The 23,513-nt window shown below is 62.9% G+C and carries 23 protein-coding genes; 13 read left to right on the top strand and 10 right to left on the bottom strand.

Annotated elements, in window-relative coordinates:
• Positions 1–6 precede the first annotated feature (6 nt).
• Positions 7–3,474 carry a DEAD/DEAH box helicase gene (locus CQ020_RS12325; protein WP_105692113.1) on the bottom strand — a complete coding sequence of 1,156 codons (3,468 nt, stop codon included), beginning with the start codon at positions 3,472–3,474 and terminating at the stop codon, positions 7–9.
• Positions 3,475–3,639: 165 nt separating this feature from the next.
• Here CQ020_RS12325 and CQ020_RS12320 point away from each other — a divergent pair, with 165 nt between their 5' ends.
• From CQ020_RS12320 to CQ020_RS12305, 4 genes are all read left to right on the top strand, one after another.
• Entirely contained in the window at positions 3,640–4,488 is an 849-nt protein-coding gene (locus tag CQ020_RS12320; RefSeq protein WP_105692112.1) for a hypothetical protein, read from the top strand.
• Positions 4,489–4,656: 168 nt separating this feature from the next.
• The gene (locus CQ020_RS12315; protein WP_105692111.1) at positions 4,657–5,451 is read left to right on the top strand and encodes an ABC-2 family transporter protein; all 795 of its coding nucleotides are present in this window, start codon (positions 4,657–4,659) and stop codon (positions 5,449–5,451) included.
• Positions 5,444–6,298 carry an ABC transporter permease gene (locus CQ020_RS12310; RefSeq protein WP_258141863.1) on the top strand — a complete coding sequence of 285 codons (855 nt, stop codon included), beginning with the start codon at positions 5,444–5,446 and terminating at the stop codon, positions 6,296–6,298. Before CQ020_RS12315 ends, CQ020_RS12310 begins: the two co-directional genes overlap by 8 nt.
• A gap of 1 nt (position 6,299) precedes the next feature.
• Positions 6,300–7,277 carry an ATP-binding cassette domain-containing protein gene (locus tag CQ020_RS12305; protein ID WP_105692110.1) on the top strand — a complete coding sequence of 326 codons (978 nt, stop codon included), beginning with the start codon at positions 6,300–6,302 and terminating at the stop codon, positions 7,275–7,277.
• Between the two features lie 98 nt (positions 7,278–7,375).
• On the opposite strand, the gene CQ020_RS12300 is transcribed toward CQ020_RS12305, so the two are convergent.
• Positions 7,376–7,591: a hypothetical protein gene (locus CQ020_RS12300; protein WP_146116655.1), complete on the bottom strand. Its 216-nt coding sequence runs from the start codon at positions 7,589–7,591 to the stop codon at positions 7,376–7,378.
• Between the two features lie 208 nt (positions 7,592–7,799).
• Here CQ020_RS12300 and CQ020_RS12295 point away from each other — a divergent pair, with 208 nt between their 5' ends.
• Entirely contained in the window at positions 7,800–8,747 is a 948-nt protein-coding gene (locus tag CQ020_RS12295) for a type IV toxin-antitoxin system AbiEi family antitoxin domain-containing protein (protein ID WP_105692108.1), read from the top strand.
• 100 nt (positions 8,748–8,847) lie between these two features.
• Here the strand turns inward: CQ020_RS12295 and CQ020_RS12290 are convergent, their stop codons facing one another.
• Positions 8,848–9,369: a hypothetical protein gene (locus tag CQ020_RS12290; protein WP_105692107.1), complete on the bottom strand. Its 522-nt coding sequence runs from the start codon at positions 9,367–9,369 to the stop codon at positions 8,848–8,850.
• Positions 9,370–9,513: 144 nt separating this feature from the next.
• Between CQ020_RS12290 and CQ020_RS12285 the strand changes: the two genes are divergently transcribed.
• Both CQ020_RS12285 and CQ020_RS12280 read left to right on the top strand, forming a co-directional pair.
• Positions 9,514–10,011 (top strand): sigma-70 family RNA polymerase sigma factor, encoded by a 498-nt coding sequence (locus tag CQ020_RS12285; RefSeq protein ID WP_105692106.1) that lies wholly within the window; start codon positions 9,514–9,516, stop codon positions 10,009–10,011.
• On the top strand, positions 10,008–10,682 hold the full coding sequence (locus CQ020_RS12280; RefSeq protein ID WP_105692105.1) for an anti-sigma factor: 675 nt from the start codon (positions 10,008–10,010) through the stop codon (positions 10,680–10,682). Before CQ020_RS12285 ends, CQ020_RS12280 begins: the two co-directional genes overlap by 4 nt.
• Positions 10,683–10,685: 3 nt before the next feature.
• On the opposite strand, the gene CQ020_RS12275 is transcribed toward CQ020_RS12280, so the two are convergent.
• The 3 genes from CQ020_RS12275 to trmB are packed head-to-tail and all read right to left on the bottom strand — an operon-like array spanning position 10,686 to position 12,501.
• The gene (locus CQ020_RS12275) at positions 10,686–11,180 is read right to left on the bottom strand and encodes a type II toxin-antitoxin system RatA family toxin (RefSeq protein ID WP_105692104.1); all 495 of its coding nucleotides are present in this window, start codon (positions 11,178–11,180) and stop codon (positions 10,686–10,688) included.
• A complete protein-coding gene (locus tag CQ020_RS12270) occupies positions 11,181–11,573 on the bottom strand; it encodes a hypothetical protein (RefSeq protein ID WP_105692103.1) in 393 nt (130 codons plus the stop codon).
• A 22-nt stretch (positions 11,574–11,595) separates the two neighbouring features.
• Positions 11,596–12,501, bottom strand: a complete 906-nt coding sequence (gene trmB, locus CQ020_RS12265) for a tRNA (guanosine(46)-N7)-methyltransferase TrmB (protein WP_105692102.1) — start codon at positions 12,499–12,501, stop codon at positions 11,596–11,598.
• A 232-nt stretch (positions 12,502–12,733) separates the two neighbouring features.
• Between trmB and CQ020_RS12260 the strand changes: the two genes are divergently transcribed.
• From CQ020_RS12260 to CQ020_RS12245, 4 genes are all read left to right on the top strand, one after another.
• Entirely contained in the window at positions 12,734–14,032 is a 1,299-nt protein-coding gene (locus CQ020_RS12260; RefSeq protein ID WP_258141862.1) for a VCBS repeat-containing protein, read from the top strand.
• A 78-nt stretch (positions 14,033–14,110) separates the two neighbouring features.
• The gene (locus tag CQ020_RS12255; protein WP_105692101.1) at positions 14,111–14,386 is read left to right on the top strand and encodes a DUF1272 domain-containing protein; all 276 of its coding nucleotides are present in this window, start codon (positions 14,111–14,113) and stop codon (positions 14,384–14,386) included.
• On the top strand, positions 14,383–14,943 hold the full coding sequence (locus CQ020_RS12250) for a pyridoxamine 5'-phosphate oxidase family protein (protein WP_105692100.1): 561 nt from the start codon (positions 14,383–14,385) through the stop codon (positions 14,941–14,943). Before CQ020_RS12255 ends, CQ020_RS12250 begins: the two co-directional genes overlap by 4 nt.
• Before the next feature lie 70 nt (positions 14,944–15,013).
• Positions 15,014–16,291, top strand: a complete 1,278-nt coding sequence (locus CQ020_RS12245) for an MFS transporter (protein ID WP_105692099.1) — start codon at positions 15,014–15,016, stop codon at positions 16,289–16,291.
• Positions 16,292–16,367: 76 nt separating this feature from the next.
• Here the strand turns inward: CQ020_RS12245 and CQ020_RS12240 are convergent, their stop codons facing one another.
• Together CQ020_RS12240 and CQ020_RS12235 are read right to left on the bottom strand one after the other, a co-directional pair.
• Positions 16,368–17,660: an MFS transporter gene (locus tag CQ020_RS12240; RefSeq protein ID WP_105692098.1), complete on the bottom strand. Its 1,293-nt coding sequence runs from the start codon at positions 17,658–17,660 to the stop codon at positions 16,368–16,370.
• 38 nt (positions 17,661–17,698) lie between these two features.
• Positions 17,699–18,916 (bottom strand): M20 family metallopeptidase, encoded by a 1,218-nt coding sequence (locus CQ020_RS12235; protein ID WP_105692097.1) that lies wholly within the window; start codon positions 18,914–18,916, stop codon positions 17,699–17,701.
• A gap of 141 nt (positions 18,917–19,057) precedes the next feature.
• On the opposite strand from CQ020_RS12235, the gene CQ020_RS12230 reads away from it, so the two are divergent.
• Positions 19,058–20,095 carry an Lrp/AsnC family transcriptional regulator gene (locus tag CQ020_RS12230; protein WP_105692096.1) on the top strand — a complete coding sequence of 346 codons (1,038 nt, stop codon included), beginning with the start codon at positions 19,058–19,060 and terminating at the stop codon, positions 20,093–20,095.
• 28 nt (positions 20,096–20,123) lie between these two features.
• Here CQ020_RS12230 and CQ020_RS12225 read toward each other — a convergent pair whose 3' ends face one another.
• The gene (locus CQ020_RS12225) at positions 20,124–20,858 is read right to left on the bottom strand and encodes a cyclopropane-fatty-acyl-phospholipid synthase family protein (protein WP_105692095.1); all 735 of its coding nucleotides are present in this window, start codon (positions 20,856–20,858) and stop codon (positions 20,124–20,126) included.
• A gap of 227 nt (positions 20,859–21,085) precedes the next feature.
• Here CQ020_RS12225 and CQ020_RS12220 point away from each other — a divergent pair, with 227 nt between their 5' ends.
• Positions 21,086–23,017 (top strand): FG-GAP-like repeat-containing protein, encoded by a 1,932-nt coding sequence (locus CQ020_RS12220; protein WP_181151865.1) that lies wholly within the window; start codon positions 21,086–21,088, stop codon positions 23,015–23,017.
• Positions 23,018–23,056: 39 nt separating this feature from the next.
• On the opposite strand, the gene soxR is transcribed toward CQ020_RS12220, so the two are convergent.
• Positions 23,057–23,452: a redox-sensitive transcriptional activator SoxR gene (soxR, locus tag CQ020_RS12215; protein WP_308727312.1), complete on the bottom strand. Its 396-nt coding sequence runs from the start codon at positions 23,450–23,452 to the stop codon at positions 23,057–23,059.
• Positions 23,453–23,513 lie beyond the last annotated feature (61 nt).

The raw sequence follows: 23,513 nt of genomic DNA, 5'->3' as shown, positions 1-23,513 counted from the left end.
GGGAGGCTACTCCGCGAACAGCGCCGCAAGGTCGTCCGCCGTCAACGAGCCACCGGCCAGGGCATCGCCTTCCATCACGTCCGCGAACAGCTGTGATTTCTTGGCCTTCAACGCCATGACCTTCTCTTCGATGGTGTCCTTCGCCACCAGCCGGTAGACCATCACGTTCCTGGCCTGCCCAATGCGGTGCGTGCGGTCCACGGCCTGGGCTTCGGACGCCGGGTTCCACCATGGATCCAGAAGGAATACGTAGTCGGCCTCGGTCAGATTGAGGCCGAAGCCACCGGCTTTCAGCGAAATCAGGAACACCGGAGCGGCACCGTTCTTGAACTCGCTGACAACATCGCCACGGTTGCGGGTGCTGCCATCGAGGTAGCAGTACTCCACGCCCTCGGCGTCCAAACGCTCCCGGACCTTGCCCAGGAATCCCGTGAACTGGCTGAAAATCAGCGCCCGGTGTCCTTCTGAAATGAGGTCTTCCAGTTGTTCGAACAGCACGTCCAGCTTCGAGGAACGCACTCCGGACAAGGACGAATCCACCAACGACGCATCCAGGCTCAGCTGCCGCAGCAAGGTCAAAGACTGGAAGATGGTGAACCGGTTCTTGTTCACATCGTCGATCAACCCAAGGATCTTCTGCCGTTCGCGCTGCAGATGCGTCTGGTAAACCTTTTGGTGCCTCGGGTTCAGCACTACCTCGAGGATCTGCTCCTGCTTGGGCGGCAGGTCCTTGATGACTTGCTCTTTGGTGCGGCGCATCATGAGTGGACGCACACGACGCCGGAGCTTGCCGAGCTGCGCCGAGTCACCGTTCTTTTCCACCGGCTTTTGGTAGTTCTCAGCGAACCGTTTGGGGCTCGGAAACAGTCCGGGCGCCACAATCGAGGTCAGCGCCCAGAATTCCATGAGGTTGTTTTCCAACGGCGTGCCCGTGATGGCCAATTTGAACCGCGCCGGCAGCTTGCGGGCGCACTGGTACGCCTTGGACTGGTGGTTCTTCACGAATTGCGCCTCATCGAGCATCAGCCCCGCCCATTGGAAGGAGGCGTAGGCATCGTAATCAATGCGGAACAAGGCATAGGAGGTAATCACGACGTCGGCGCCCGCCAACGCTTCGGACGGGGCAAGGCCGCTCTTGGCAAAGGTTTCACCGACGGTCCGCACCACCAGGCCCGGGGCAAACCGCTGCGCTTCAGCGGCCCAGTTGCTCACCACGCTCGTGGGTGCGACCACCAGGAACGGAGCCCGTGGCGTCACCTCGGAAGAGTCACCCTGAGCGGCGGCAGCAGTGGATGCCGCCAGATCCTTCGCCGCGCAAATCAGCGCAATGGCCTGCACGGTCTTGCCCAGGCCCATGTCGTCAGCCAGCACGCCGCCGAGGCTGTGCTTGTACAGGAAGCTGAGCCAGTTGAAACCTTCAAGCTGATACGGACGAAGATCGGCGTTAAGTCCCGCCGGGAGGGGAAGTCCGGTCACGCCGTCGTCGAGCAGTCCACCCACGGCTTCACGCCACGCGGCGGCCTGTTCGTCCACGATTCCCAACTGCGCCAGCTCATCCCAGAGCCCGGCCTGGAAGCGGCTGATCTGCAGGGTGCCGTCCTTGTTGTCCGGGTTGTCCTGCAGGGACCGGGCTTCGTCGATCAGCGCACGGAGCTGGTGAAGTTCGGGAAGGTCCAGTGAGAAGTAGGCGCCGCTGGGGAGCAGCATGCGGCTCATTCCGGCGGCGAGTGCGGAGAAGACAGCGGCGAAGGAGACGGGTTCGCCTTCGAGGGTGATCACGATTCCGAGGTCGAACCAGTCGCCGCTTGCTGTTTCCTTCGTGGAGATGGACACCACGGGCGCTTCGGCGGCCTCACGGTAGTCGGCGATGTCGCCGGAGGTTTCAACCACGACGTCGGGCAGGTCCTTGAGGGCAGGCAGCACCTCTTCGGTGAACGCCAGGGTGTCCAGGCCGCTCAGCTCTGCGGAGGCGGCGATGCGGGGCGCACCCCAGCCGCCCGTCGCCGATTCGGCGAGCGCGGGCACCAGGTCCCATGGCCGTCCGAGTGACTCCAGGATGCGTGCCTCTTCGACGTCGTCCCGGTAACCCCGATCGTCCGGGTGCCGCCACAACGGCTGGGCGGTGACCAACGTACCGGACTTGTAATGCCACTCCCAGTGCAGCCTGACTTTGTGGTCGTTGCCGTAGTTGGCCAGCAGGGACAGCGTGGGGACGGCCAGCGTGGGCAGCTCCACCGATTCATCCGCGGCCTGCACGGGCGTGGACTGCCGCAGCTTGGGGTAGAACGAGGTCAGGAACCGGCTTTCGTCCTCCGCCGGGATCTGAAGGGTATCGCCATCCATGACGAACTCCAGCAACTCATCCGTGATACCGCCCTCAATCGGGGCAAGGGTGATGAGGTTCTTCTGCTGGGGCACGCCCGGCAGGGTTTCGCCGGAGTGTGTGAAGAAAATCCCGTTGGCCGGTTTGCCCAGGAAGCCCACGGATCCGGGATCCACGTGCTCCCCACCGATGGTTACCGACGGCGCAAGCTGCAGGCCGCCGTCGGGCGCTTCTTGCTGTGCGGTGTTCGCAGCGGTGTCCGGATCCGCTTCAAGCCGCGCCAAGCTGAGTCCGACGACGGCGGGTTGCGTCTCGACGCGGACAGGCTCGCTACCAGCGGAATGAATGAGCGGGATGCCGGCTTTGGTGGCCTCGGCGAGGAGGGTCCAGAGGTTTTTGGCCGCGAAATCGTTCAGGCTCAACCACATGGCCCCGGAGGGTTGCTGCCGGCCGTTGCTTGAACCGTGCGCAGCCAGGAAAGTCTGAAGCCATTCGACGTGGACCTCGTTGAATTCACGCCGGAAGCTGACGTAGCTGAGGTTGTTCCAGGAGACGTCGCCACGGATCCATTTGCCTTTGGCACCCATCATGACCGGGCGTGCTTTGAGCTGGCGGACGCTGCGCATGGGATCGCGGCGGCCTGTATAGGAGAAGTGCGCCGCGGGCTCTTCCACTTCGAACTGAAGCGCCAGCTGGATGCCCGCAGCACTGGGGGCCGTGCCGGGCTTGGTGATCAGCCTGTTGAGGGCTTGTTCCCAGGCAGGACGTGCAGAGCCGCCCTGCTGGCCAGAGCCAACCCTTGAGGTCTGAATGCCGGGAGCCTGGGACAGCAGTTGGGCGCGGATGGTGGGGTGGTCTTCGGCAGTGAAGAGCAACGCGGCCACGTGTTTGCAGTCCTTACGGACAGGGCAGCTGCAAATACCCACGGTGCAGCTCCAGCCGCTGGGCTTGCGAACCAGTTTTGCCGACGTCGAATATGGCTGCGGACCGGTGCCGCGAACCTTGCCCATCAGCAGGCCCGTGGCCGCGTCAAAAGAAATCCCGTTCACGCGGCTGCCCATGGCATAGGCCAGTCCGGCCGCAAGTGAGCGGTCCGTGATGGCAGGAGTCTGAATGGCCAGTTCCCAGTTTTCGTCTGTGTGGGACGGCATGCGCAGGGCTACTTTCGGCAGGAGGATATCTGTTCAATCTTAGTCAGCAGAAAACGGCTCCCAAACTTCGCCCTCCGTTAACCTCATCCTTCATTGCCGCGCCGCTCCCGCGCGTACGTTGAAAGTGTCCGGAGCACCATCAGCTTTCAGCAGTGAGGATTTCCCATGACTACCAACGAGTACCCCGTTGTCCTGAACAAGACCAGCTTCGAAGCCGGCAACGCGGATGTGGTGGATTCCAATGTCAACGTGGTGAACCACATGTACCAAGAGCTCCTCAACAGCGACGAGATTGCGACCGCAGCGCTCAACAGTTACTTCGTGGACTTCTACCTCACCCAGGCACTGTCCGGCGGTTTCGCTCAGTACGTCTTCACCGCACCGGAGCGTGAAGAAGTTGATGCTTTTGTGCGGGCAGGGCTTGAGGGAATGGGCGCCGTCCGTCACCTTGACCTGTTCAACCGCACCGCCACCGCATTCGACGCCCTGGCGGACGACGAAGCCGAGGCCTACCTGGACGGCGAACTGGACGAGTCCGAAACACCGCCGGCTTCCGTGGTTGCCTTGGACGAGCTCGACGGCGAGTTTGAAGCGCTGCTGGAAGAAGAGGACATCATTGAGCTCAACGGCGCCTACCTCCGCGATCAGTCGGCTCTGTTGGTTCTTACCGACGAAGAAATCGAAGAGCACGTCGCCCAGCGCGTCGCCCAGATCCCGGACCTTGCCGAGCGCCAGGCCGAAGCCGACGAAGAAGCCCTTGCCAACGCCCCCGAGTTTGAGGTCATCATCCGCGAACTGTGCGATGTTGCCGGCTACGCCCTCGAAAAGATCACCATGGGCGATCCCAACTATGAGCACGACGGCGTGAAGACCCTCGCCTGGCACTTCTCCACCGATCACGGCGACTACCTCATGATCGAGGACGACGACGAGGCCTTCATGATCCACCCGGAGACCAAGGAAATCATCGCGGCCGTAGAGTTCGAAGAGTCCGAGGAATTCGCCGACGCCTAAGCCTTGGTTGCCTGGCCGGGCGGCCCTGCATCCTCCGCGTGCTGGCTCCTCCGTCGCCTTTGACGCACGCTTCCGGATGCCGGGCCGCTCGGCGGTTCATCGCCATGCCGAGTCGACGAATTCACGGCTTCGTGTGATGAGGGGGAGTGGCGTGGCTAGACTCGACCAGTGCATGCGTATTGGGAACTGGCCAAGTCATCATTCCGCCGCCATTCCACGTACCGTACTGCCGCCGTCGCCGGTGCTTTCACCAACTCTGTGTTCGGACTCATCCGGGCGTCGCTGCTGCTGAGCGCCATTACGACGGCGGGTGGCGCCATCGGGGGATACTCGGCCATGGAGGCGGCCACTTACGTGTGGCTGGGGCAGGCGCTGCTGGCACCTTTGGGACTCTTCGGGACCGCTGAGCTGGCCAATCGCGTGAAGTCGGGGGACATCGCCGTCGATCTTTCCCGGTCCGTGAACCTGACCGCGTCCTATTGGGCGCAAGACCTGGGCCGTGCCGCTTTCGACGTCCTTCCGCGCGGCCTGCCGCCACTCATCGTGGGGGCGTTGGTCACCGGTTTGGCGATGCCGGGTAGTCCTGGACCGTACTTGCTGGGATTCGTGTCCATCCTGGCTGCCGTATCCCTGAACTTTCTGGGCTTCTTCGCCATCAACCTCTTGTCTTTCTGGGTGCTGGAAATCCGCGGCTTCTGGATGCTGTACATGGTGGTGATGAACCTGTTGTCCGGGTTTCTGGTCCCGGTGGCGTGGTTCCCGGGGTGGCTGCTCGATTTCGCCCGGGCCACCCCGTTCCCGTCGATGCTTCAGACCCCGGTGGACATTCTTGCGGGGAGGACCGACGGCGGCGAGAGCCTGGCGATGGTTGGCATTCAACTTCTGTGGCTGGCTGTTCTGCTGATCATTGTGCAGATGATGGTCCGCTTCGGTTCGCGGCGGTTGGTGGTTCAAGGTGGCTAGCTCCCGGGCAATCCGTTCTGGTGCAGGCCGTGATCCCCACGCTCCGGTCACCAACCTGGTGCTCCTCAGGCTGTTGGTCTCCGCGAGATTGCGCTCGCAACTCGCCTACCGGGGCAGCTTCCTGTCCGACGTCGCTGGCCAGGTCCTCCTGGGCTTGACGGAGTTTGTTGAGCTGTACGCGATTGTCCACAACGTCTCCTCGTTCGGCGGTATGACCTTTGCGCAGACACTCCTGGTGTTCGGGCTCGCATCCGTGGCGTTCGCGCTGGGTGACCTGCTCCTGGGGGAGACGGACTCCATGTCCGAGACCATCAGGTCCGGGAAGTTGGAGGTGCTCTTGGTGCGGCCCCTTCCCGTGCTGCTTCAACTCGCTACCTCCGACTTTCAATTGAGACGCGTGGGCCGTTTGATCTTCGCTCTGGCGGCCTTGGCTGCGGCCCTGCTGTTCGCCGACGTCACGTGGGATCCAGTCAAAGTACTGCTCGCCCTGATCACGCCGCTGGCGGGCGCGGCGATCTTCTGTGCTCTGTTCCTCGGGGCTGGAGCCATGCAGTTCTGGATTCTCGACGGCAGGCAATTCGCCAACGCGTTCACCTACGGGGGCCGGTACGTTGCCTCGATGCCCGGGGCGGCATTGTTCTTCCCGATCCAGATCTTCTTCACGTTCGTCATCCCCGCAACGCTCGTGGCCTACGCACCCAGCCTGGTCATTCTCGGCCTCGACGGCCCCGCCGGAATCCCGGCCTGGACGGGCTGGCTGGGACTGCCGGCCGCCGTCGCCCTCAGCGGACTCATGCTGCTTCTCTGGCGGGCAGCCATCAAAAAGTACACCGGCGCAGGAGGCTGATATGCCCATCATTGACGTGGAAGAGCTGAGCCGGGAGTTCCAGGTCATGGAGCCCGCTGGCAGGTTCCGCCGACGCAAGAAGACCGTTCATGCAGTCCGGGGGATTGACTTCAGCGTGGAACCGGGCGAGGCCGTCGGCTACATCGGAGCCAACGGTGCTGGAAAGTCCACCACCATCAAGATGCTCACGGGGGTCCTGGTTCCAAGCTCCGGCCGGGTCACCGTCTGCGGGTTCAATCCGGTGCCGCAACGCAAGGCGCTCGCCCGGAAGATCGGCGTCGTTTTCGGTCAGCGCTCGCAGCTTTGGTGGGACCTGCCTTTGCAGGACTCCTACCCCATCCTGGGTGCCATGCACCGCATGCCCGAGGCTGATTGGAAGCCCAGGTTCCGTGAACTCGCCGAGCAGATGGATTTGGAAGAGTTCCTCTCCACGCCGGTGCGGCAGCTTTCGCTGGGGCAGCGCATGCGCGGCGAGGTCGCAGCTGCCCTGTTGCACCGGCCGGAACTTGTCATCCTGGACGAGCCCACTATCGGCCTGGACATGATCAGCAAGGAGAAACTGCGCCAGTTCCTGGACGCCGAGCGTCGGGAAAACGGCACCACGCTGCTGCTCACCACCCACGACATGAGCGACATTCAGCGTTTGTGCCAACGCGTCCTGGTAGTCGACGACGGCGCCATCGCCTACGACGGCCCGCTCACCGGTTTGGCCGACGTCGCCGGAGCCGTCCGCACCATGGTGGTGGACCTCGCCGCTCCCGTGCACTCGGCTGATCTCTTTGCGCTGCCTGATGGCGCCGTCCATGAGGGTATTGAGGCCGAAGGAATCCGGCACAGCGTTTCCTTCGATCCGCGCAGGCTCTCAGCGGCCGCGGTCTTGGCCGCTATCTCGAGCACGGCCGAGGTAGCTGACTTGTCCCTGCACGAGCCGGACATCGAGCACTTGGTCCGGCAGCTGTATGGACGTGCGCGGCGGTAGGGTCTAGGCCTCCGCCGCCGAGATCGCCGGAACGCTGCTGAGATCGCCGTAGCGTTCCGGCGATCTCGCCGTGTTTCCGGCGAATTGGGCGTTCGGCCCTAAATGGTGGGCGTTGCTTTTCTGGCTTGGCGGAACTTGAGGAAGCCCCACACGATGGATGCCTGCCAGCAGACCAACAGGCCCACCCATATCCAGTCCAGGCCACGCTCAGTGGCATTGATGATCATGGCTACGAGCCCCAAAGTCCACGCGAGTTCCTGCACCCCCAAGAACGTCAAGGTCGGCGTCTTTTTGCTGCTGATGTCCTGTGTCATGTCCTCTCCCCACTGAGTAGCCTGCAGTCTAGCGGACCCATTCACCGGCCTGTCTTGCGGCATGAGCCTTCCAATTCGCCCCAAAGCTGCGGCGGCGTGCGCAAAACTCCGGCGAATTCGCACCATTCCCGGGTTCTCGGCGCTGCACTATCCACATAGCCGCAAATGCCCGTTCCGGCACTCGGTTCATGGTGGCCAAGCTGAATCGATGAACACACCGTCAACACACGAGAACAGCACAGCGGCCTCAGCACTACCTGCGCGCGGGTACATGTGGAGAACCGACGAATTACTCCGCTTCGGCCTCAATAGTCGAAATATCAAGGCGCTAGTGGACTCCGGGGAACTGCTTCGCTTGAGGTATGGCTGCTACATCAGGGCTAATCAGTGGAAGGCCCTGGGTCCGAGGAGGCGGGCCACGGAGCGCATCCTGGCACATGCTCATGGAACGCTGACAACCTCGACAGGTGGTTTCGTTTATAGCCATTTGTCGGCGGCACGACTCCACGGTCTGTTCGTCTGGGGTGTTGATGACAGGGTTCATTTCATCCACCCGTCCAGGCCTTCCTCTGACCGTTGGGGCAAGGATGTTCGCGGACATACGGAGAACTTCACAGAGGACGATGTTGTGGTGGTTCAAGGTCTCCGGGTCACCACTCTTGAACGCACCATCTTTGACAGTGCCAGGATGCTCAGCTATCCGAAAGCACTGGTGGTTATGGATCATGGACTGCGCGTCGGCGCGGAGAGAAGCAAGCTGACATACATGGCAGCAAATTCGGCTGGAATGCGAGGTATCCGCACGCTGCGCAAGGCTTTGGACAACGCGGATCCGCGCTCCGAGTCAGCCGGCGAGACGCTGACCCGAGAGCTGATGCAGAGGCTCAGCATCAAGCCCCCACAGCCACAATTCGAGGTACAGTCCCGCCTGGGCCATCACCGCATGGACTTCGCTTGGGAAGAGGAAAAACTGGCGCTGGAGTTCGACGGGCGAACCAAGTACTTCGATTACAGACCAACGGATGAGGTCATCTTCCAAGAGCGGCGACGGGAAAAGGCTCTCACCGAGGCAGGCTGGCGGTTTATCAGGATCGAGTGGAAGGACCTGTTTCAAGAGCGCGACTTCAAGGAACGCATCCTTCGGGAACTTAGGTGATTGCGCCGAAAACCAGATCGCGGGAACCCTGCATGCTCGCACGGAGCCTTCCGGCGATGTGGCAGGCTTCCCGCGACCTCGGCGGCCCCCCGCGCCAGGCCTACTTGATCATCTCCCCGGCAGGGCTGACCAGGTACCAGACGCCGCCTACTCCCTGACCCGTGACGTCGCCAGGGGCCTTGTCCTTGGCGTAGTAATACAGAGGCATGCCATTGAGGGTCACGTGTTTCTTCCCGTCAGGTGACGCGATGGTTCCCACTGTGCCGGTGACGCCTTCAACGGTGGGAGCATCCGACGTCGTGGTGAAAATAGGCCAGGCCGTCAGGCAGGCTTCCGTGCAGGCGCTGGTTCCCGAGTCCTTCACGTCCTTGGTAAAGAAGTAGAGGCTCATGCCTTTGCTGTCCACCACAATCTGGCCAGCGCTGGAAGACGAAACGTTCATGTCGGCGCCTGCGGATGCCGCGGAGCTGGAAGCTGTGGCTGAAGGGGAGGTAGCTGCCGCAGAGGAGACAGCGGCGGGAGGAGGAGTGGACGTAGTGGCGGTTCCCGGACTTCCGCCACAACCGGCCAGAGCGGCGCTCAGGATCAAAGCTCCGAATCCAAAACTGAGTGGTTTCTTCATGTCTAGCTCCTTTGACGAGCCGGCCGGGATGGACCGGCGCTAACCCCTACGACGCCGGTGGGGGAAGAATGGTTCATGAGGCTGAACCTTTTCCTTGCACGCATCGTCGTATAAGCGAAAGGCCGCGGAACGAGGGAGGTGGCTATGCCGTTGGACGAGGACGTGGTGGCCGCGATTTACCGCGACCATGGCACGGCTCTGAAGCGCTTCGTCCTGAGTTGCACCTCCGATGCCCACCAGGCCGATGACGTCGTGCAGGAAACCATCCTCAAGGTGTGGCAGCACGCCCCGCAGATCACGGGAAGCCTGCGAAGCTATCTCTTCCGGACCGCGCGGAACGTCATCATCGATAACTACAGGAAGGCTCAGCGCCGACCTTCCGAATCCGGCGAACAGGACCTCCCGGACCATCCTGCGAGGGAGCGCGTAGACGAACTTCTCAACCGGGTCCTCATGGAGGAAGCCTTGCTCCGGCTCAGTCACGAACACCGGCAGGTTTTGGTGGCCCTCCACTATCAAAGATTCACCGTCAGCGAGGCAGCACTGCAGCTGAACATCCCGGCGGGAACCGTAAAATCCCGGGCTTTCTACGCCGTGAAAGCCCTCCGAACAATCCTTGATGAAATGGGGGTGGAACGATGAACGGCAACTCCGTCCACCAATTGCTGGGCGCCTACCTGCTGGGTGGGCTCGACCCCGAGGAGGAGCACGCTTTCCGGGACCACCTCGCCGTTTGCGCAGAATGCCGCCATGAGTTGGCGCAACTGGAGAGCCTGCCGGCCTTGCTCGACGCCGTTCCCGCCGCTGATGCGGTCGCCCTCACCGTCGCTGGGGGCACGAACGTGCTCTCGCCTCTGGAACCGAAACGCGAGGCGCTTCCGGAGAATGTCCTGGTGGACTTGTCGGTTCGCAGAAGGAAATCACGACGCCGGTGGGCGGCTCTGGTGGGGGCAGTTGCCGCTGCTTGCCTTGCGGTTGGCTTCCTCGCCGGGCCGTTGCTGAATCAGCCGCCGAAACCAGACGCCAGCTACTCGGTTCAGTCAGACGACGGGCTGCAGCTGACCGTGGGCATGGTGAAGAAGAACTGGGGCACGGAGCTCGAGGTTGAGGGCCGGTCAATGCCGCTGGAAGGCACCCTTTACCTGTGGGTAAAGGGCCGGGACGGCGCCGAAGAACGCACCTGCGGATGGACGGCCACAGCCAGCGGCCGGATCAAGATCACAGGTGCCACACCGGTGCAGTTGGCTGGCATCGCTGGTGTCGAGCTTCGCGATGAGGCCGAGAAGACGGTGGCCTCGATTTCGGTGCCGTAAGCCTTAGCGGTCCCTAACCTCTGTGCCCTTGGCGCGCAGCTCTGCCACCAAGGCCTGATCTTCGCAAGCCCGGGCAAACGCCTCAATCCGACGCTCAATTTCCCGGCCCAGGACCCAGCTTCCGATCCTCTCGGCCACGGGCTTCAGGAAAGCAGGGCGGCAGGAAAAGGTGTACTTCCAGACTGCCCGCGTGCCGCCGTCGTCCGGGGTGAACCGCCAACCGCCTCCGAAATTCTCAAAGAACCAGGGCCCGGACACCATGGTCATGCCCACATTTTTGGGAGGCAGGTAGGAGACGTATTCGCTCACCATTTTCAGGCCCATGCGGGACACGGTTCGCGTCCTGACGCCTTTGCCTGGCGCAGTGGCTCCGTCCAGGAATCCCTGTGCGGAGATGAAGGGGTCCCACTTGAGCCGGAACTCTCCGGTGGTCTGGGAGAGGGCGAAGGCAGTTTGCGGATCCAGCCGGATGAACCGCTCGGCGCGCACCTGCGGCATTTAGAACCCCTGACCTGAGCCGAGCACCAAGAACACCATGAAGACAATGCCAAAGATGTTGACCGCCATGATGGACAATCCGATGATGCCCGTGATGCGCCCCGCATTCATGCGGCCGGCACGAAAGACGGCGATCAGCCCACACACCACGGCAACAATGGCCAGCAGCACCGCAGTCCCCGCCAGCACAAGAGCACCCAACCACCACGCATCGTTGCCCTCGTTGTAACGGCTCATCGCGGATGCAACGGCTGCGATGCCCAACGGGATGCTGACGACTGCCGCGATGGGCGAAAGCACGGCAGCGACGATGCTCGTGATGCCGGCGCCCAGCCCCCGGTTACCGGATCGTTGCGGTTGCTGGTAGTACTCGATCGGCGGCTGATAGCTCATGTTTCCCCCCAAAGTCCGTCGGCTAGAGCTTGCGGTACGTGAGGTCAAAGATCATGCGCCCGGCCTCGTGGGCTTTATTCTCAAAGCTTGTCCGGACCCGGCCGTCGAACCGCGGAGCCCATCCGCCTTCATCATCCACGCCTTCGTTCGGTCCGGTGTGCTCGGTACTCACGGGAGCGCGGCCTTCCCTGACGGGTGCACCGCCAACAACAGACTCGACGCCCGACTCCCACACCTGCGTCAGGGGGCTCTCCTCGCCGCTGCGCTCGCCTTCGTGCATGTTCTCGAACTCTGCGGACCCTGCCAGCACTTCGCGGACGTGCACTGCGTAGTTGGACCAGTCGGTGGCGATGCGCCAGTAGCCGCCCTTTTCGAGTGCTTTGGCAGCTACCGAAGCGAAGGCAGGCTGGATGAGGCGGCGCTTGTGGTGGCGCGCCTTATGCCAAGGGTCCGGGAAGAAGACCCAAAGTTCGCTGACAGAGCCCTCGGGAAGCATGGACTCCAGGACCTCAGGGGCGTTGGCTTCCACCACCCGCACGTTGGTCAGTCCGCGGCTGTTGATCTTGATGATGGTGTTGGCCAGACCGGGGGTGTAGACCTCTACTGCGAGGAAGTCCTTGTCCGGGTTCTGCTCCGCGGCATGAACCACAGCGTCACCCAAGCCGGAGCCAATCTCCACGATCAGGGGTGCCTTGCGCCCAAACACTGCTTCGGCGTCGAACGTGTAGTCGGGGTGAACGGACGTGTTGGCGACGTGGCGCGGGACTTGGATGGCCCAACGCTCAGCGTGCTCTTCCCAGGCCGCCTGCCTACGACCCTGCAAACGGGTGCCGCGGCGCACAAAACTGACCGGTCGGCCACCGTAAGTTCCGAAGGAGGCTTGGCTGCCGGGCGTGACTGGTCGCGGGGAATCTGGGGTTTCACTCATCCTTTCCAGAATACTTTGGTTCGGGTGGGAGGGGCGCGAGGCACCGTTATACAACCCTAGGCTGCCGCTTCGGCGCACCCCGGGGCTACGCGCGGACCGATGGCGGACGCGCATTGGGCGAGGCGATTGACGCCTCGGCATGGTGGGTAGGGGAGCATGGAGACAGGTGGGGGTTGTGAAGTGCGCTGCTGCTGCCAACGTCAGTCCCGGACTTCAACAGGAATGAGCCCGCATGATCTTCTCCACAACACGCAGGAAAAATCCGGTCCAGGTCTTCCGCACGGTGGCGACGGCGGGTGCCCTGGCTGGCCTGCTCGTGGCGGGATCTGCCGGGGCGGGAGTCGCTCGGGCTGGTGCAGCAGGGTCCGCGCCTCTGCACCACATTGATATGGACGGGATCGTATCCATGGTGGGCATGCCCTACGTGGGGTCCGAACTGCGGATGGGTGCGCCAGCGGAATTTTCCGGCTGCGACAAGACCCCGGATGCACCGGACGGCTACACGATCGAGTGGCTCAGCAACGGCACCCCTCTGCCGCCCGAACGTCAGAACGAATCGCTCAAGATCTTGCCCGAAGACCGCGGGAACCGCCTCTCTTTCAACGTCTACGCCACCACCCCGGAGAGGGCACAGTGTGGAGACTCACTGCGTGGTGATGAGAACACCCTGCTGCACAGCGAGGAAACCGCACCCATTTCAGCCTCCAACCGGGCCATGGGATGGACCGGACGTGGAAACTTCGAATTGATGGGACGCACGGACCACGGCGACCTGGTCCTTTATCCGAGGACCTACACCTATGGTCTGGGACCATGCGACGCCGGATTGTGCCCCAGCTATGAGACGGCACACTGGGACAAACCCAGGCTGGTGGGCACGGGGTGGAACATGTTCGACATCGTGTTCTCGCCGGGCGACTTCGACGGGGACGGAAACAATGATGTCCTCGGCAGGGACGACGAGGGCGACCTGTACCTTTACCCGGGGGATGGTTCCGGCGGGTGGAAGGACCGTTCAGTGGTGGGCACTGGCTGGAACATTTTTGACACTATCCTTGGCCCCGGCGACTTCGACAAGGACGGTATCAACGATGTGCTGGCCCGGGACGCTGAAGGTGATCTGCACCTGTATCCCGGCGATGGCGACGGAGGCTGGGAGGCACCCAGCGTTGTTGGTACCGGATGGCAAATTTTTGACAAAATCATCGCCGCCGGTGACCTCAGCGGCGACGGCAATGTGGATGTCCTTGGACGCGACTACGACGGGTACATGCACCACTACCGCACCAACGGTGGAGGGGGCTGGGAAGGAGCCAACACCTGGGGACCCGGCTGGGGGTCCATGGTGCACATCCTCGGTGCCGGCAGTTACACCCACAACCTGGGTGAGGCCATCCATTGGGGGCACACGGTAACCCGGAATGACACAGTAGCGATCGATGCCAACGGGGACCTGCTCAAGTATTCAGGCTTTGTTCCCACGCCCCAGACCATCGGAATCGGCTGGGATATCTTCACGTCCCTTGTTTAGAGCTGGCCGGCGCAGGGGTCGCAGGGAAAAACGTCGGGGGCGAAGGGGCCGGCCATGCCCTGTGGGTAGAGTTGCCTGATGCTTGAGATCCGCCCGAATTGTGAATGCTGCGACCGTGACATCCTGCCCTCCGGAGAGGCTTACATCTGCACTTTTGAGTGCACTTGGTGTCCGGACTGTGTTGATCGCTTCCCCAACAGGTCCTGCCCGGACTGTGTTGATCGCTTCCCCAACAGGTCCTGCCCGAACTGCGGCGGGAACCTCCAGCTCCGCCCCATCCGTCCCGCGGCCGCTTTGATCAACAATCCAGCCAGCACCACGCGGGTTGTGTCTCCTGATTGCCTCCGGAAATGAGCACAAGCGCGGAGACGCTGGAGCTGGCCCTCGGTTCCTTGGTGGCGGCCACGGAGGGGCGCACCCCATTTACGCTCGGTTTCCTGGGTACTACGGGGGCGGACGGAGGACCGCGGGTCCGTGCGGTCATCATCAGGGCTGTTGACCGAACAGCCGGACAGGTCATGGTTGCCACCAACGTCCTGTCCCGCAAGGTTGCGGAATTGGACCACCAACCGCTTGTGGCACTGACCCTGTACGACGACGACCGCGGGGTTCAGCTGCGCATCTTGGGTAACGCTGAGGTGGCCACCGATGAGAGCGAGCGACGCCGGGCCTGGGAGCGGTTCAGCCCGAACAGCCGGCACCTTTATGCCTCACGGCTTGTTCCGGGTTCTCCTCGCACGGATCAGCCACTGGATGGCCCGGGTGACGATGCGACGGCCATGGAGCGTTTTGCCTGGATCAGAATCGACATGACGGATCTGGATTGGCTGGACCTCTCAGGCGATCCTCACATCCGCTGGCAGTTCACTCGTGACGGCAGCAACTGGCGCGGACAGGAAATCATCCCCTGACATCCGGTCATATCCCGGGCACTGGCTGCCGGCTGGGGCTCGGTTATCGCCTGCTGACAGAATAGGACGTGTGACCTCCTCCCAGAAGCCCAGCTACCCCCAGAAGTCGGTCCTGCCCGAGCTCGCCTCCGACGCTGAGGCCAACGAGGAACCGCCTGCCGACCCCACGCAACTGCGAGGCAAACGCGGCCTCGTCTACCTGGGTATCTGCCTGGTCCTGATAGGCCTCAATCTTCGGACGGTCTTCTCGAGCTTCTCCGCGGTCCTGCCGGAAATAACGTCCGACGCCGGTCTCCCGGGCTGGTCGCTGGTGGTCCTCACCACGGTGCCGGTGACTTTGCTGGGCGTCTTCGCACCCCTTGCCCCCATCCTGGCCCGCAGGTTCGGTGCTGAACGGGTGCTCCTCGGGGCCATGGCGGTCCTCACGGCGGGCTTGCTGCTGCGGCCCCTGGACATCCCGGGAATGGGGCACCTTCCTACCCTCCTCGCCGGTACAGCGGCCTGTGGTGCTGCCATCGCCTTGTGCAATGTGCTCCTCCCGGGTGTGGTCAAAAGGGACTTCCCGCACCGGCTCGGGCTGATGGGTGGGCTCTATACGACGGCGATCTGCGCTTCGGCTGCCCTTGGCGCGGGCTTCACGTATCCAGTGTTTACGGCAACCGGCCACTGGACCTCGGCTCTGTGGTTCTGGGCGGTGCCGGCCGCCGTCGTACTTTTGCTTTTCCTGCCGCTGGCAATCCGCCAGCCATCGGTAAAGCACCAGGCCATCCACGGCGGGGTGAATGTGTGGCGATCAGCGGTGGCCTGGCAGGTGACCCTGTTCATGGTGTTGCAGGCCATGATGTCGTTCAGCGTGTTCGCGTGGATGGCGCCTATCCTGCGCGACCGGGGGATCGACGGGAGCACGGCCGGGTTGATCGTCTCGGTGTCGATTGTGCTTCAGATGCTGGGCTCACTGTTTGCCCCTGCGCTGGCCACGCGATTCAAGGACCAGAGGATCATCAACATGGTGGTGGCGCTGATGACCGGAGGCGGTTTCGCGCTCACGATCTTTGGCCCCACGGAGCTCATCTGGGTGTGGACCGGGCTCAACGGCCTGGGGCAGGGATCGCTCACCGCGGTGGCCCTGACAATGATCATGGTCCGCACACGCGACGCCCACACTGCCGCGCACTTGTCCGGGATGATGCAGGGCGTCGGCTACGGGGTGGGTTCGCTGGGCACCTTGATGGTAGGGCAGCTGCACCAAGCCACGGGCGGTTTCGCAGCGGCTGGAGTCCTGTTTTTGGTGGTCGGTTCGCTGGCGGCGTTCTTCGGATACCGGGCAGGCCGCGACCGCTTCGTTTAACCCAAGTAGGTCGCAGCAGTGCGCGTTTTGAGCGTTCAAAACGGCATCTGCTGCGACCTAGTTGGGGCAGGAGAGGCTAGACGGTGAGGTCTTTGCCCTTGGTCTCCGGGATGGAGAAGGCGAACGCGATGCCTACCAGCAGCAGGATCACTGCGTACACATTGAACAGTTGAGCTTGCCCGATGGTGCCGAGCCAGGTTTGCAGGTACGGGGCCGTGCCACCGAACACAGCTACGCAGATGGAGTATGGAACGCCGACGCCGATGGTGCGGATGTGGGTGGGGAACAGTTCGGCGTAGACGGCCGGGACGATCGCGGCGCTGCCGGCGATGAAGAAGAGCATCACGGACATGGACACGGCGAGCTGCCACGGCGAGTCCTTGAGCAGCCACGTCATGGGGAAGTGCAGCAGGGCGGCGCCTGCGGCTGACACGATGATCACAGGTTTGCGGCCGATGCGGTCCGACAGTTTGCCCCAGAACGGCAGGGCGGCGATGAACACCACGTTGGCCACCACACCTGCCCAGAGTGCCTCACCGCGGTCCATTTTCAGCGAGGTAGCGGCGTAGCTCGGAGCCACGACACCCCAGATGTAATACACAACGGTCAGGCCAACAGTGAGGCCGATAACCTGCAGTGCCTGCTTGCGGTACTTCACAATCTGCGGCCAGATGGGCAGGCGCTTCTCGTTGGGTGCCTCGGCCTCAAAAGCTTCGGTTTCCTTCATCTTGGCCCGCATGAACAGTGCGTAGATACCCAGTGCGCCACCGATCAGGAACGGGATGCGCCAACCCCAGGCGCTCATATCGTCCTTGCTGAGGGTTGCGGTGAGGATGGCGCCCAACAGCGTTCCGGCCAGAATGCCGGCTGTGCCGGAGGTGTAAATGAGGGTGGCCCAGAAGCCGCGGTGTTCCTTGGGTGCCATCTCGGACAAATACGTTTGCGACGACGGCAACTCACCACCGTGCGCCAGGCCCTGGATGAGCCGGGCCACCAGAAGCATCACCGAAGCGAAGGCGCCAACAGCAGCGAACGTCGGAGCGATGCCGATGAGGAGGCTGCCCACCGCGCCCAAGGCCACAGCCACGGTCATGGACGTCTTGCGGCCAATCCTGTCGCCGATCCAGCCGAACACGAAACCACCGAACGGACGGGCAACGAACCCGACGGCGAAGATCGCCAAGGTGGACAGCACGGCTGAGGTGGGGTCGGCCTGGCTGAACAGGGCACTCGCGATGAACGGCGAGAACGTGGCGTAGATGGCCCAGTCGTACCATTCAACGGCGTTACCGATGCCGGTACCAACCAGCGTTCGCAGATGCGATTTGTGGACCTTGACGTCGGGGGACGTTCCTACGGTGGCGGTCATGTGGTTCTCCAAAGTGGGGAGGGGCTGGGGTTGGTGAGTCAGTTGCCGGCGAGGGCAGCTATGCGGGATACGGCAAGTTCGGCATACAGCGCGGCGCCGTCGGTGAGGACGCCGTCGTCGAACAGTGCGTACGGCGAGTGGTTGAACGGCGACGTCGTGTGGTCGGCGCCGGGGGCAACGGCGCTGAGTCCCACAAAGGTGCCGGGAACTTCGGCGAGGACGCGGGAGAAGTCCTCGGAACCGCTCAGGGGAGTTGCCATGCGGGTGTGGCGGGATTCGCCGAACATTCCGGCGATGACTTTCTCCGCGGTGGTGGTTTCGTCGTCGTCGTTGATGGTGAGGGGGTATTCCTCCTGGTAATGCACGTCCGCCTCCAAACCGTGGGCTGCCGCGATGCCATGCAGAAGCCGGGGTACTGCTTCCATCATCTTCCGGCGGGACTCTTCGGAGAAGGTCCTGATGGTGGCTTCGATGCGGGCCGTCTCGGGGATGACGTTGCGCTTGGTTCCTGCGTGCAGGACACCGACGGTCAGGACTACGGGATCGAACATGTTGAACTGGCGGGTGACCATGACCTGGAGTGCGGTGACCATCTCGGCAGCAGCGGTGACGGGGTCCTTTGCCGAGTAAGGAGCGGAGCCGTGGCCGCCCGCGCCCAGCACGGTGACAACGAGTCCGTCCGAGGAACTGAGCATGACGCCGGGCTTGGTGACGAACTGCCCGTGCGGTTCAAGGGAAGAGAACACGTGCATCCCGTAGGCGGTGTCGGCGCGACGACCGGCAGCATCCAGGACGCCTTCCTTGATCATGTAGCTCGCTCCGTCGAAGCCTTCCTCTCCGGGCTGGAACATGAGGATGACATCGCCGGCCAGCTGATCGCGACGCTCTGCCAGGAGGGTGGCGGCACCGGCGAGCATGGAGGTGTGGAGGTCGTGACCGCAGGCGTGCATTGCCCCGTCCACGCGGGAGGTGTAGTCCACGCCTGTAGTTTCCTGCACCGGAAGTCCATCCATGTCGGCACGCAGCAAAACCACGGGCTTCTCGGCCGAAGCGTGATTCGCGCCGCCCCGCAGAACCGCAGTGACCGACGTCGTTTCCTTGCCAAGAGTGATCTCGTACGGCAGTCCGTCCAGCGCCTTGAGTACCTTCTCCTGTGTCCGGGGAAGCTGCAGTCCGATTTCGGGTTCACGGTGGAGGTCGTGACGGAGGCGGACGATGTCGTCCCGCAGTTCCTTGGCGTCGGCCGCGATGGTCATATGTTCTCCTGTGGTGCTCGGGGATGGATTCCTTATTGCCATTCTGGGGTGATGTGGTTCACATGCTCTAAAACATCTGGAAATATGCATGGTCACGGCTCTAAGAGCAGAATTCATGCAGAGTCCTGAGAGAATAAGCTCATGGAGCTCAGTGAAGAAGATCTGCGGCTAATCAACGCGTTGCAGATATCGCCACGGATAAGTTGGTCCGACGCCGGCGAAGTCCTCGGCGTCCACGCCACCACCCTCGCGTCCAGATGGGAGCGCATGCGGGCGGCGGGCGCATCGTGGACCACCGCGCACCTCATGGGCGATCCCAAGGACATGTGCCTGGCGATGGTGGACATCGACTGCGAAATGCACCTCAGACCGGACGTTACCTCTGCGGTTGCGCAGCTTCCCGAAGTCATTACCGTGGAAGAGGCTGCCAGCAACCGTGATCTCACGCTGACGGTAATCACCCAAGACCTGGGGCAATTCAGCACCCAGGTGTTGCCCAGGCTCAAGGAAATTCGGGGGCTCACCAAATACCACACAGCCCTCTGCACACGAATCCACACCAGCGGTTATGCGTGGCGGCTCAACGTGCTCAGCAAAGCGGAGCAGCAGGCACTCCGGGCGCTCGCGGGACCCGAGTCGGCCAATCCCCCAGCACCCGACGCAATCGTGGTCCCGCTCCCGGAAAGCCACTTGGCGCTCATCCCGTTCCTTGCCCGCGACGGCCGGGCCACCGCGGCCGAGATTGCCAGAGCCCTGGGCCGGAATCCAGCAACGGTTCAACGGCAACTCGGGCGGGTGCTGGCCAGCAGGATGTTGTCCTTCCGCTGCGAAATTGCCCAGCAGTTCTCCGGATTCCCCATCACCGTGCAATGGTTCGCGAACGTGCCCCCCGGCCAGCATGAGGCCGCTGCCACGGAACTCAGGGCCATCCGCAACATCCGGTTCTCCGCCTCCACCACGGGACGCACCAACTTCACCATGATCATGTGGCTGCGGTCCCTGGCAGACGTCATGGAAATGGAGCTCACCATCCAGCAGCGGATACCGGGCATCGAGCTGGTGGAGAGCGTGGTTATGTTGAACACGGCAAAACGCGTCGGGTGGATGCTGAACCCGGACTCGACCGCCACCGGAACAGTGGTGCCGCCTTACGGGGAGCTACTGCCTGCCGGTGTTTAGTCCTGCCGGTGTTTAGGCGCGGCGGTGTTTAGGCGCGTTTTGTGGCTCTCAGGACCGTGTCGAGGGTGGTGCCGGACTCGCCGTTCGGTCCGGTGACGGTCCGCGCCCTGTCCGTGAGGACCTCAACAAACCACGGCGCGCGATCCAACCGGAGCTCACCGGCCAACTGCTCCGGCGTGAAAAACATGCCGGACTCGTGATGATGGCTCCACGACGGGAGTCCGTGCGGGTGATGACCCACAATCAACAAGGTGCCACCGGGTGCGACGGCGGCAGCGGCTTTCGACGCAGAGTCCCGCCACGGCAACAAAGGGGAGTGGAGGAACTGGGCCGACACCAGATCGAACACCGGCTCCGGCTCCCACTCCGTGAGGTCCTGTTGCTGCCACGTGATCCGGTCCGCGTGATCGGTTTCCGCTGCATGGGCTGCTGCACGTTCAAGCGCGACGGCGGACACGTCCAATGCGGTGACGGTCCACCCCTGTTGTGCTAACCAAATAGCGTCACCACCTTCCCCGGAGCCCAGGTCCAGCGCCTTTCCCGGCTTCAGCCCAGTGACCTCGGCAACCAGTTGCGGGTTCGGGTTCCCACTCCAAATTTTGGCGCGCTCCCGGTACATGCCGTCCCACATGTCCACGGCATTGTCCGCGTCCTCATGGAGGTTCAGGCCGCCCTGCTGGGCGCCCTCATGGGTGTGCTGTGCGCCATCATGGGTGTGCTGACCGTGCTGGTGAGTGCCGGCGTCGTGCGTGTGTTCAGTCATATGCCAAGCGTGCCGTGGGCCGCCCGCAGAAGGCAATGCTTGTTGCTGTTCCGGCAATTCCTACAAATAGGAGCCAGCTATGGTTTTTCCCTTCGATGGTGGGTAGCCTGTGTCGCACACGCGCCTTTCGCGAATCGCTGGCGCCTGAAATTGGGGGATTCATGGTGTTTCCGGCGCGAAAATTTCGTTTACGGACAGTAGGGGTCGGCGTCCTCGCGGTAGGACTGATGCTCAGCGGGTCGCCGGCCTTTGGCATGGCCGGAGGCCTTCGAACGGCGGGGCCGGGCCAGGTTCCCGTCATTGCGCCCATGGCTGACTTCGGGACACCAACCAAGATCCCAGTGATGGGCCCGTCGTACGTTAGCGCCAGCCCGGATGGTTCGAAGGTCTTTGCCGCTTCCACGGGCGGGGATCTCTCCGTGATCGATACCGCTACTGATCACGTCACGCTGACGGCCGACTTGGACTATATCTCGGCCATGAAAGTCAGTCCCGACGGATCGAAAGTCTTCTTGGGGACCCACCTTTTCGAACATCACGTAACGATCGTTGACGCGGCAACGGCCACCCCCAGCGCGAAAATCGCTGTGGACGGACCAGTCCAGGATCTGGCGGTGTCTCCTGATGGTTCCACGCTGTACGTCACCACGCAGGCGACTGAAGGTCCTTCGGATAGCCCCGGGGCAGTCCATGTCATCAACGTGGCCTCAGCTTCAGTTCTGAAGGTCATTCCCGTCGGTCGTGCCCCCGGCAAAATACTGCTAACCCCGGACGGTGCCAAAGCCTTCGTCTCCCATGGGGCGGAGCCGTCGGTCTCGGTCATCAACACGGCAACAAAAACAGTTTCAAGCACCATTCCACTCGGCGTAGCATCGCTCGGCGGTTCGATGTCCCCTGACGGATCCAGGATCTACTACCCCAAATTATTTGGCGGGATTGCAATAGTCGCGGTTGCCTCCAACACTGTGATCGGCGAAATTGCGACGCAGAGCGACACGTGGGCCGCGCCACCTGTCTTTACGCCCGATGGGCGTCGGGCATTCTTTGTGGACAAAACGCCGGACAGGCAAGAAGGCCGCGAAACCATCAGGGGGGATTCCTTCCTCACTGAAATAGATCTGGACCTGAACACTTTGTCCTCGCCAATCAGCCTTACTAACGGTGGCCCCAGCATGTACTCCGGGCCGCTCAACCTGACCATGAGCGCCGACGGCACCAGGCTTTTCGTTGTGGGAACAGGCATTACCGTCCTGAACCTTCCATCGCTCAAGGCAGCGGGAGCTATCGATCTTGACTTTGACGTGGCGCCAGGCACATTGACCATGCTTCCGGATGGTTCCAAGGGCTACTTCAGCCCGGGGACCCAACGAAATTACCTGTGGGCGCTCCCCACCCCTCGCGACAGCAACGCTTGGAAGGATTACAACTCCGATGGCGCGACGGACGTTCTGGCAAGGGATTCCTCCGGCTCTCTATGGCTTTACCCCGGCGACGCCAACGAGGGCTGGCTGCCGCGGACGCAGGTGGGCAGTGGATGGAACGTGATGAACCTGATCGTGGCCGCGGGCGATTTCAACGGTGACGGCAATTCGGACGCCTTGGCCCGTGACGCCGCCGGTGATCTGTGGCTCTATCCAGGTGACGGTGACTCCGACTGGCTGCCGCGCTCCAAAGTGGGCGTGGGCTGGAACGCGATGACCGCCGTCGTGGCCCCGGGTGACTTCGACGCGGATGGTAAAGCCGATGTTCTGGCGCGTGACGCTGCCGGGGACCTCTGGCTCTACCCGGGCAACGGCACCGGTGGTTGGCTTCCCCGCGCCAAGATCGGCAGCGGCTGGAATGAGATGACGGCCATCATGGGCCCGGGCAACAACGTCCGGCCGGGAAATGACGTCCTGGCCCGCGATGCGGAGGGCATCCTGTGGCTGTATGAACGGGACCAGTCAAACGAGTGGCTCCCGCGCGTGTTGGTGGGCGTGGGGTGGAATGTCATGTCGGCCATCGTCACCCCCGGGGACTTCGACGGCGACGATGTACCTGACGTCCTGGCGCGCGATTCATCCGGTGTCCTGTGGCTCTACCCGGGGAGCGGGAGCGGCGGCTACGCTCCCAGAGTCCAGGTGGGCGCTGGTTGGAACGTCATGACCGCCATCCTCTAGTACTGCTATTCCGGTAGTATTGCTGTTCCGGAAGTACTGCTATTTCGGCAGCGTCCAGCGCTGGGCGCCCGCGCCGGAGGCCCCGAGCTCGTCCGACGGGTTCTGCAGCGTGCACGACTTCAGGCTCAGGCAGCCGCAGCCGATGCACCCATCCAGGTCATTGCGGAGGTGCTGGAGCGCGGCGATGCGCTCGTCCAGCTCCTTGCGCCATCGCAACGACAACCTGGCCCAGTCGCGCTTGGTGGGGGTCCGGCCGTCAGGCAAAGAGTCCAGCGCCTCGCGGATGTCCTTCAGCGGCAAGCCCACCCGCTGGGATGTCTTGATGAAGGCCACCCGCCGCAGCGTGTCCCGCCGGTACCGCCGCTGGTTGCCGGCCGTTCGCTCCGCTTCGATCAGCCCGTTGCGTTCGTAGAAATGAAGGGCCGACGCCGACACTCCACTCCGTTCGGACAGCTCACCGATACTGAGTGGCCGGTGCGTTTCGACTGGCGGCATG

It is taken from the genome of Arthrobacter sp. MYb23, from assembly GCF_002979775.1.
Lineage (GTDB): Bacteria > Actinomycetota > Actinomycetes > Actinomycetales > Micrococcaceae > Arthrobacter.
The sequence above is the reverse complement of the archived record's forward strand: the minus strand, read 5'-3'. Positions and strand labels throughout refer to the sequence as shown.

Bases quoted from the DNA above. Each gene is read 5' to 3' on its own strand.
- CQ020_RS12325 (WP_105692113.1), bottom strand. From the start codon at position 3,474: ATGCCGTCCCACACAGACGAAAACTGGGAACTGGCCATTCAGACTCCT.
- CQ020_RS12320 (WP_105692112.1), top strand. From the start codon at position 3,640: ATGACTACCAACGAGTACCCCGTTGTCCTGAACAAGACCAGCTTCGAA.
- CQ020_RS12305 (WP_105692110.1), top strand. From the start codon at position 6,300: ATGCCCATCATTGACGTGGAAGAGCTGAGCCGGGAGTTCCAGGTCATG.
- CQ020_RS12300 (WP_146116655.1), bottom strand. From the start codon at position 7,591: ATGACACAGGACATCAGCAGCAAAAAGACGCCGACCTTGACGTTCTTG.
- CQ020_RS12295 (WP_105692108.1), top strand. From the start codon at position 7,800: ATGAACACACCGTCAACACACGAGAACAGCACAGCGGCCTCAGCACTA.
- CQ020_RS12290 (WP_105692107.1), bottom strand. From the start codon at position 9,369: ATGAAGAAACCACTCAGTTTTGGATTCGGAGCTTTGATCCTGAGCGCC.
- CQ020_RS12285 (WP_105692106.1), top strand. From the start codon at position 9,514: ATGCCGTTGGACGAGGACGTGGTGGCCGCGATTTACCGCGACCATGGC.
- CQ020_RS12280 (WP_105692105.1), top strand. From the start codon at position 10,008: ATGAACGGCAACTCCGTCCACCAATTGCTGGGCGCCTACCTGCTGGGT.
- CQ020_RS12275 (WP_105692104.1), bottom strand. From the start codon at position 11,180: ATGCCGCAGGTGCGCGCCGAGCGGTTCATCCGGCTGGATCCGCAAACT.
- CQ020_RS12270 (WP_105692103.1), bottom strand. From the start codon at position 11,573: ATGAGCTATCAGCCGCCGATCGAGTACTACCAGCAACCGCAACGATCC.
- trmB (WP_105692102.1), bottom strand. From the start codon at position 12,501: ATGAGTGAAACCCCAGATTCCCCGCGACCAGTCACGCCCGGCAGCCAA.
- CQ020_RS12260 (WP_258141862.1), top strand. From the start codon at position 12,734: ATGATCTTCTCCACAACACGCAGGAAAAATCCGGTCCAGGTCTTCCGC.
- CQ020_RS12255 (WP_105692101.1), top strand. From the start codon at position 14,111: ATGCTTGAGATCCGCCCGAATTGTGAATGCTGCGACCGTGACATCCTG.
- CQ020_RS12250 (WP_105692100.1), top strand. From the start codon at position 14,383: ATGAGCACAAGCGCGGAGACGCTGGAGCTGGCCCTCGGTTCCTTGGTG.
- CQ020_RS12240 (WP_105692098.1), bottom strand. From the start codon at position 17,660: ATGACCGCCACCGTAGGAACGTCCCCCGACGTCAAGGTCCACAAATCG.
- CQ020_RS12235 (WP_105692097.1), bottom strand. From the start codon at position 18,916: ATGACCATCGCGGCCGACGCCAAGGAACTGCGGGACGACATCGTCCGC.
- CQ020_RS12230 (WP_105692096.1), top strand. From the start codon at position 19,058: ATGGAGCTCAGTGAAGAAGATCTGCGGCTAATCAACGCGTTGCAGATA.
- CQ020_RS12225 (WP_105692095.1), bottom strand. From the start codon at position 20,858: ATGACTGAACACACGCACGACGCCGGCACTCACCAGCACGGTCAGCAC.
- CQ020_RS12220 (WP_181151865.1), top strand. From the start codon at position 21,086: ATGCTCAGCGGGTCGCCGGCCTTTGGCATGGCCGGAGGCCTTCGAACG.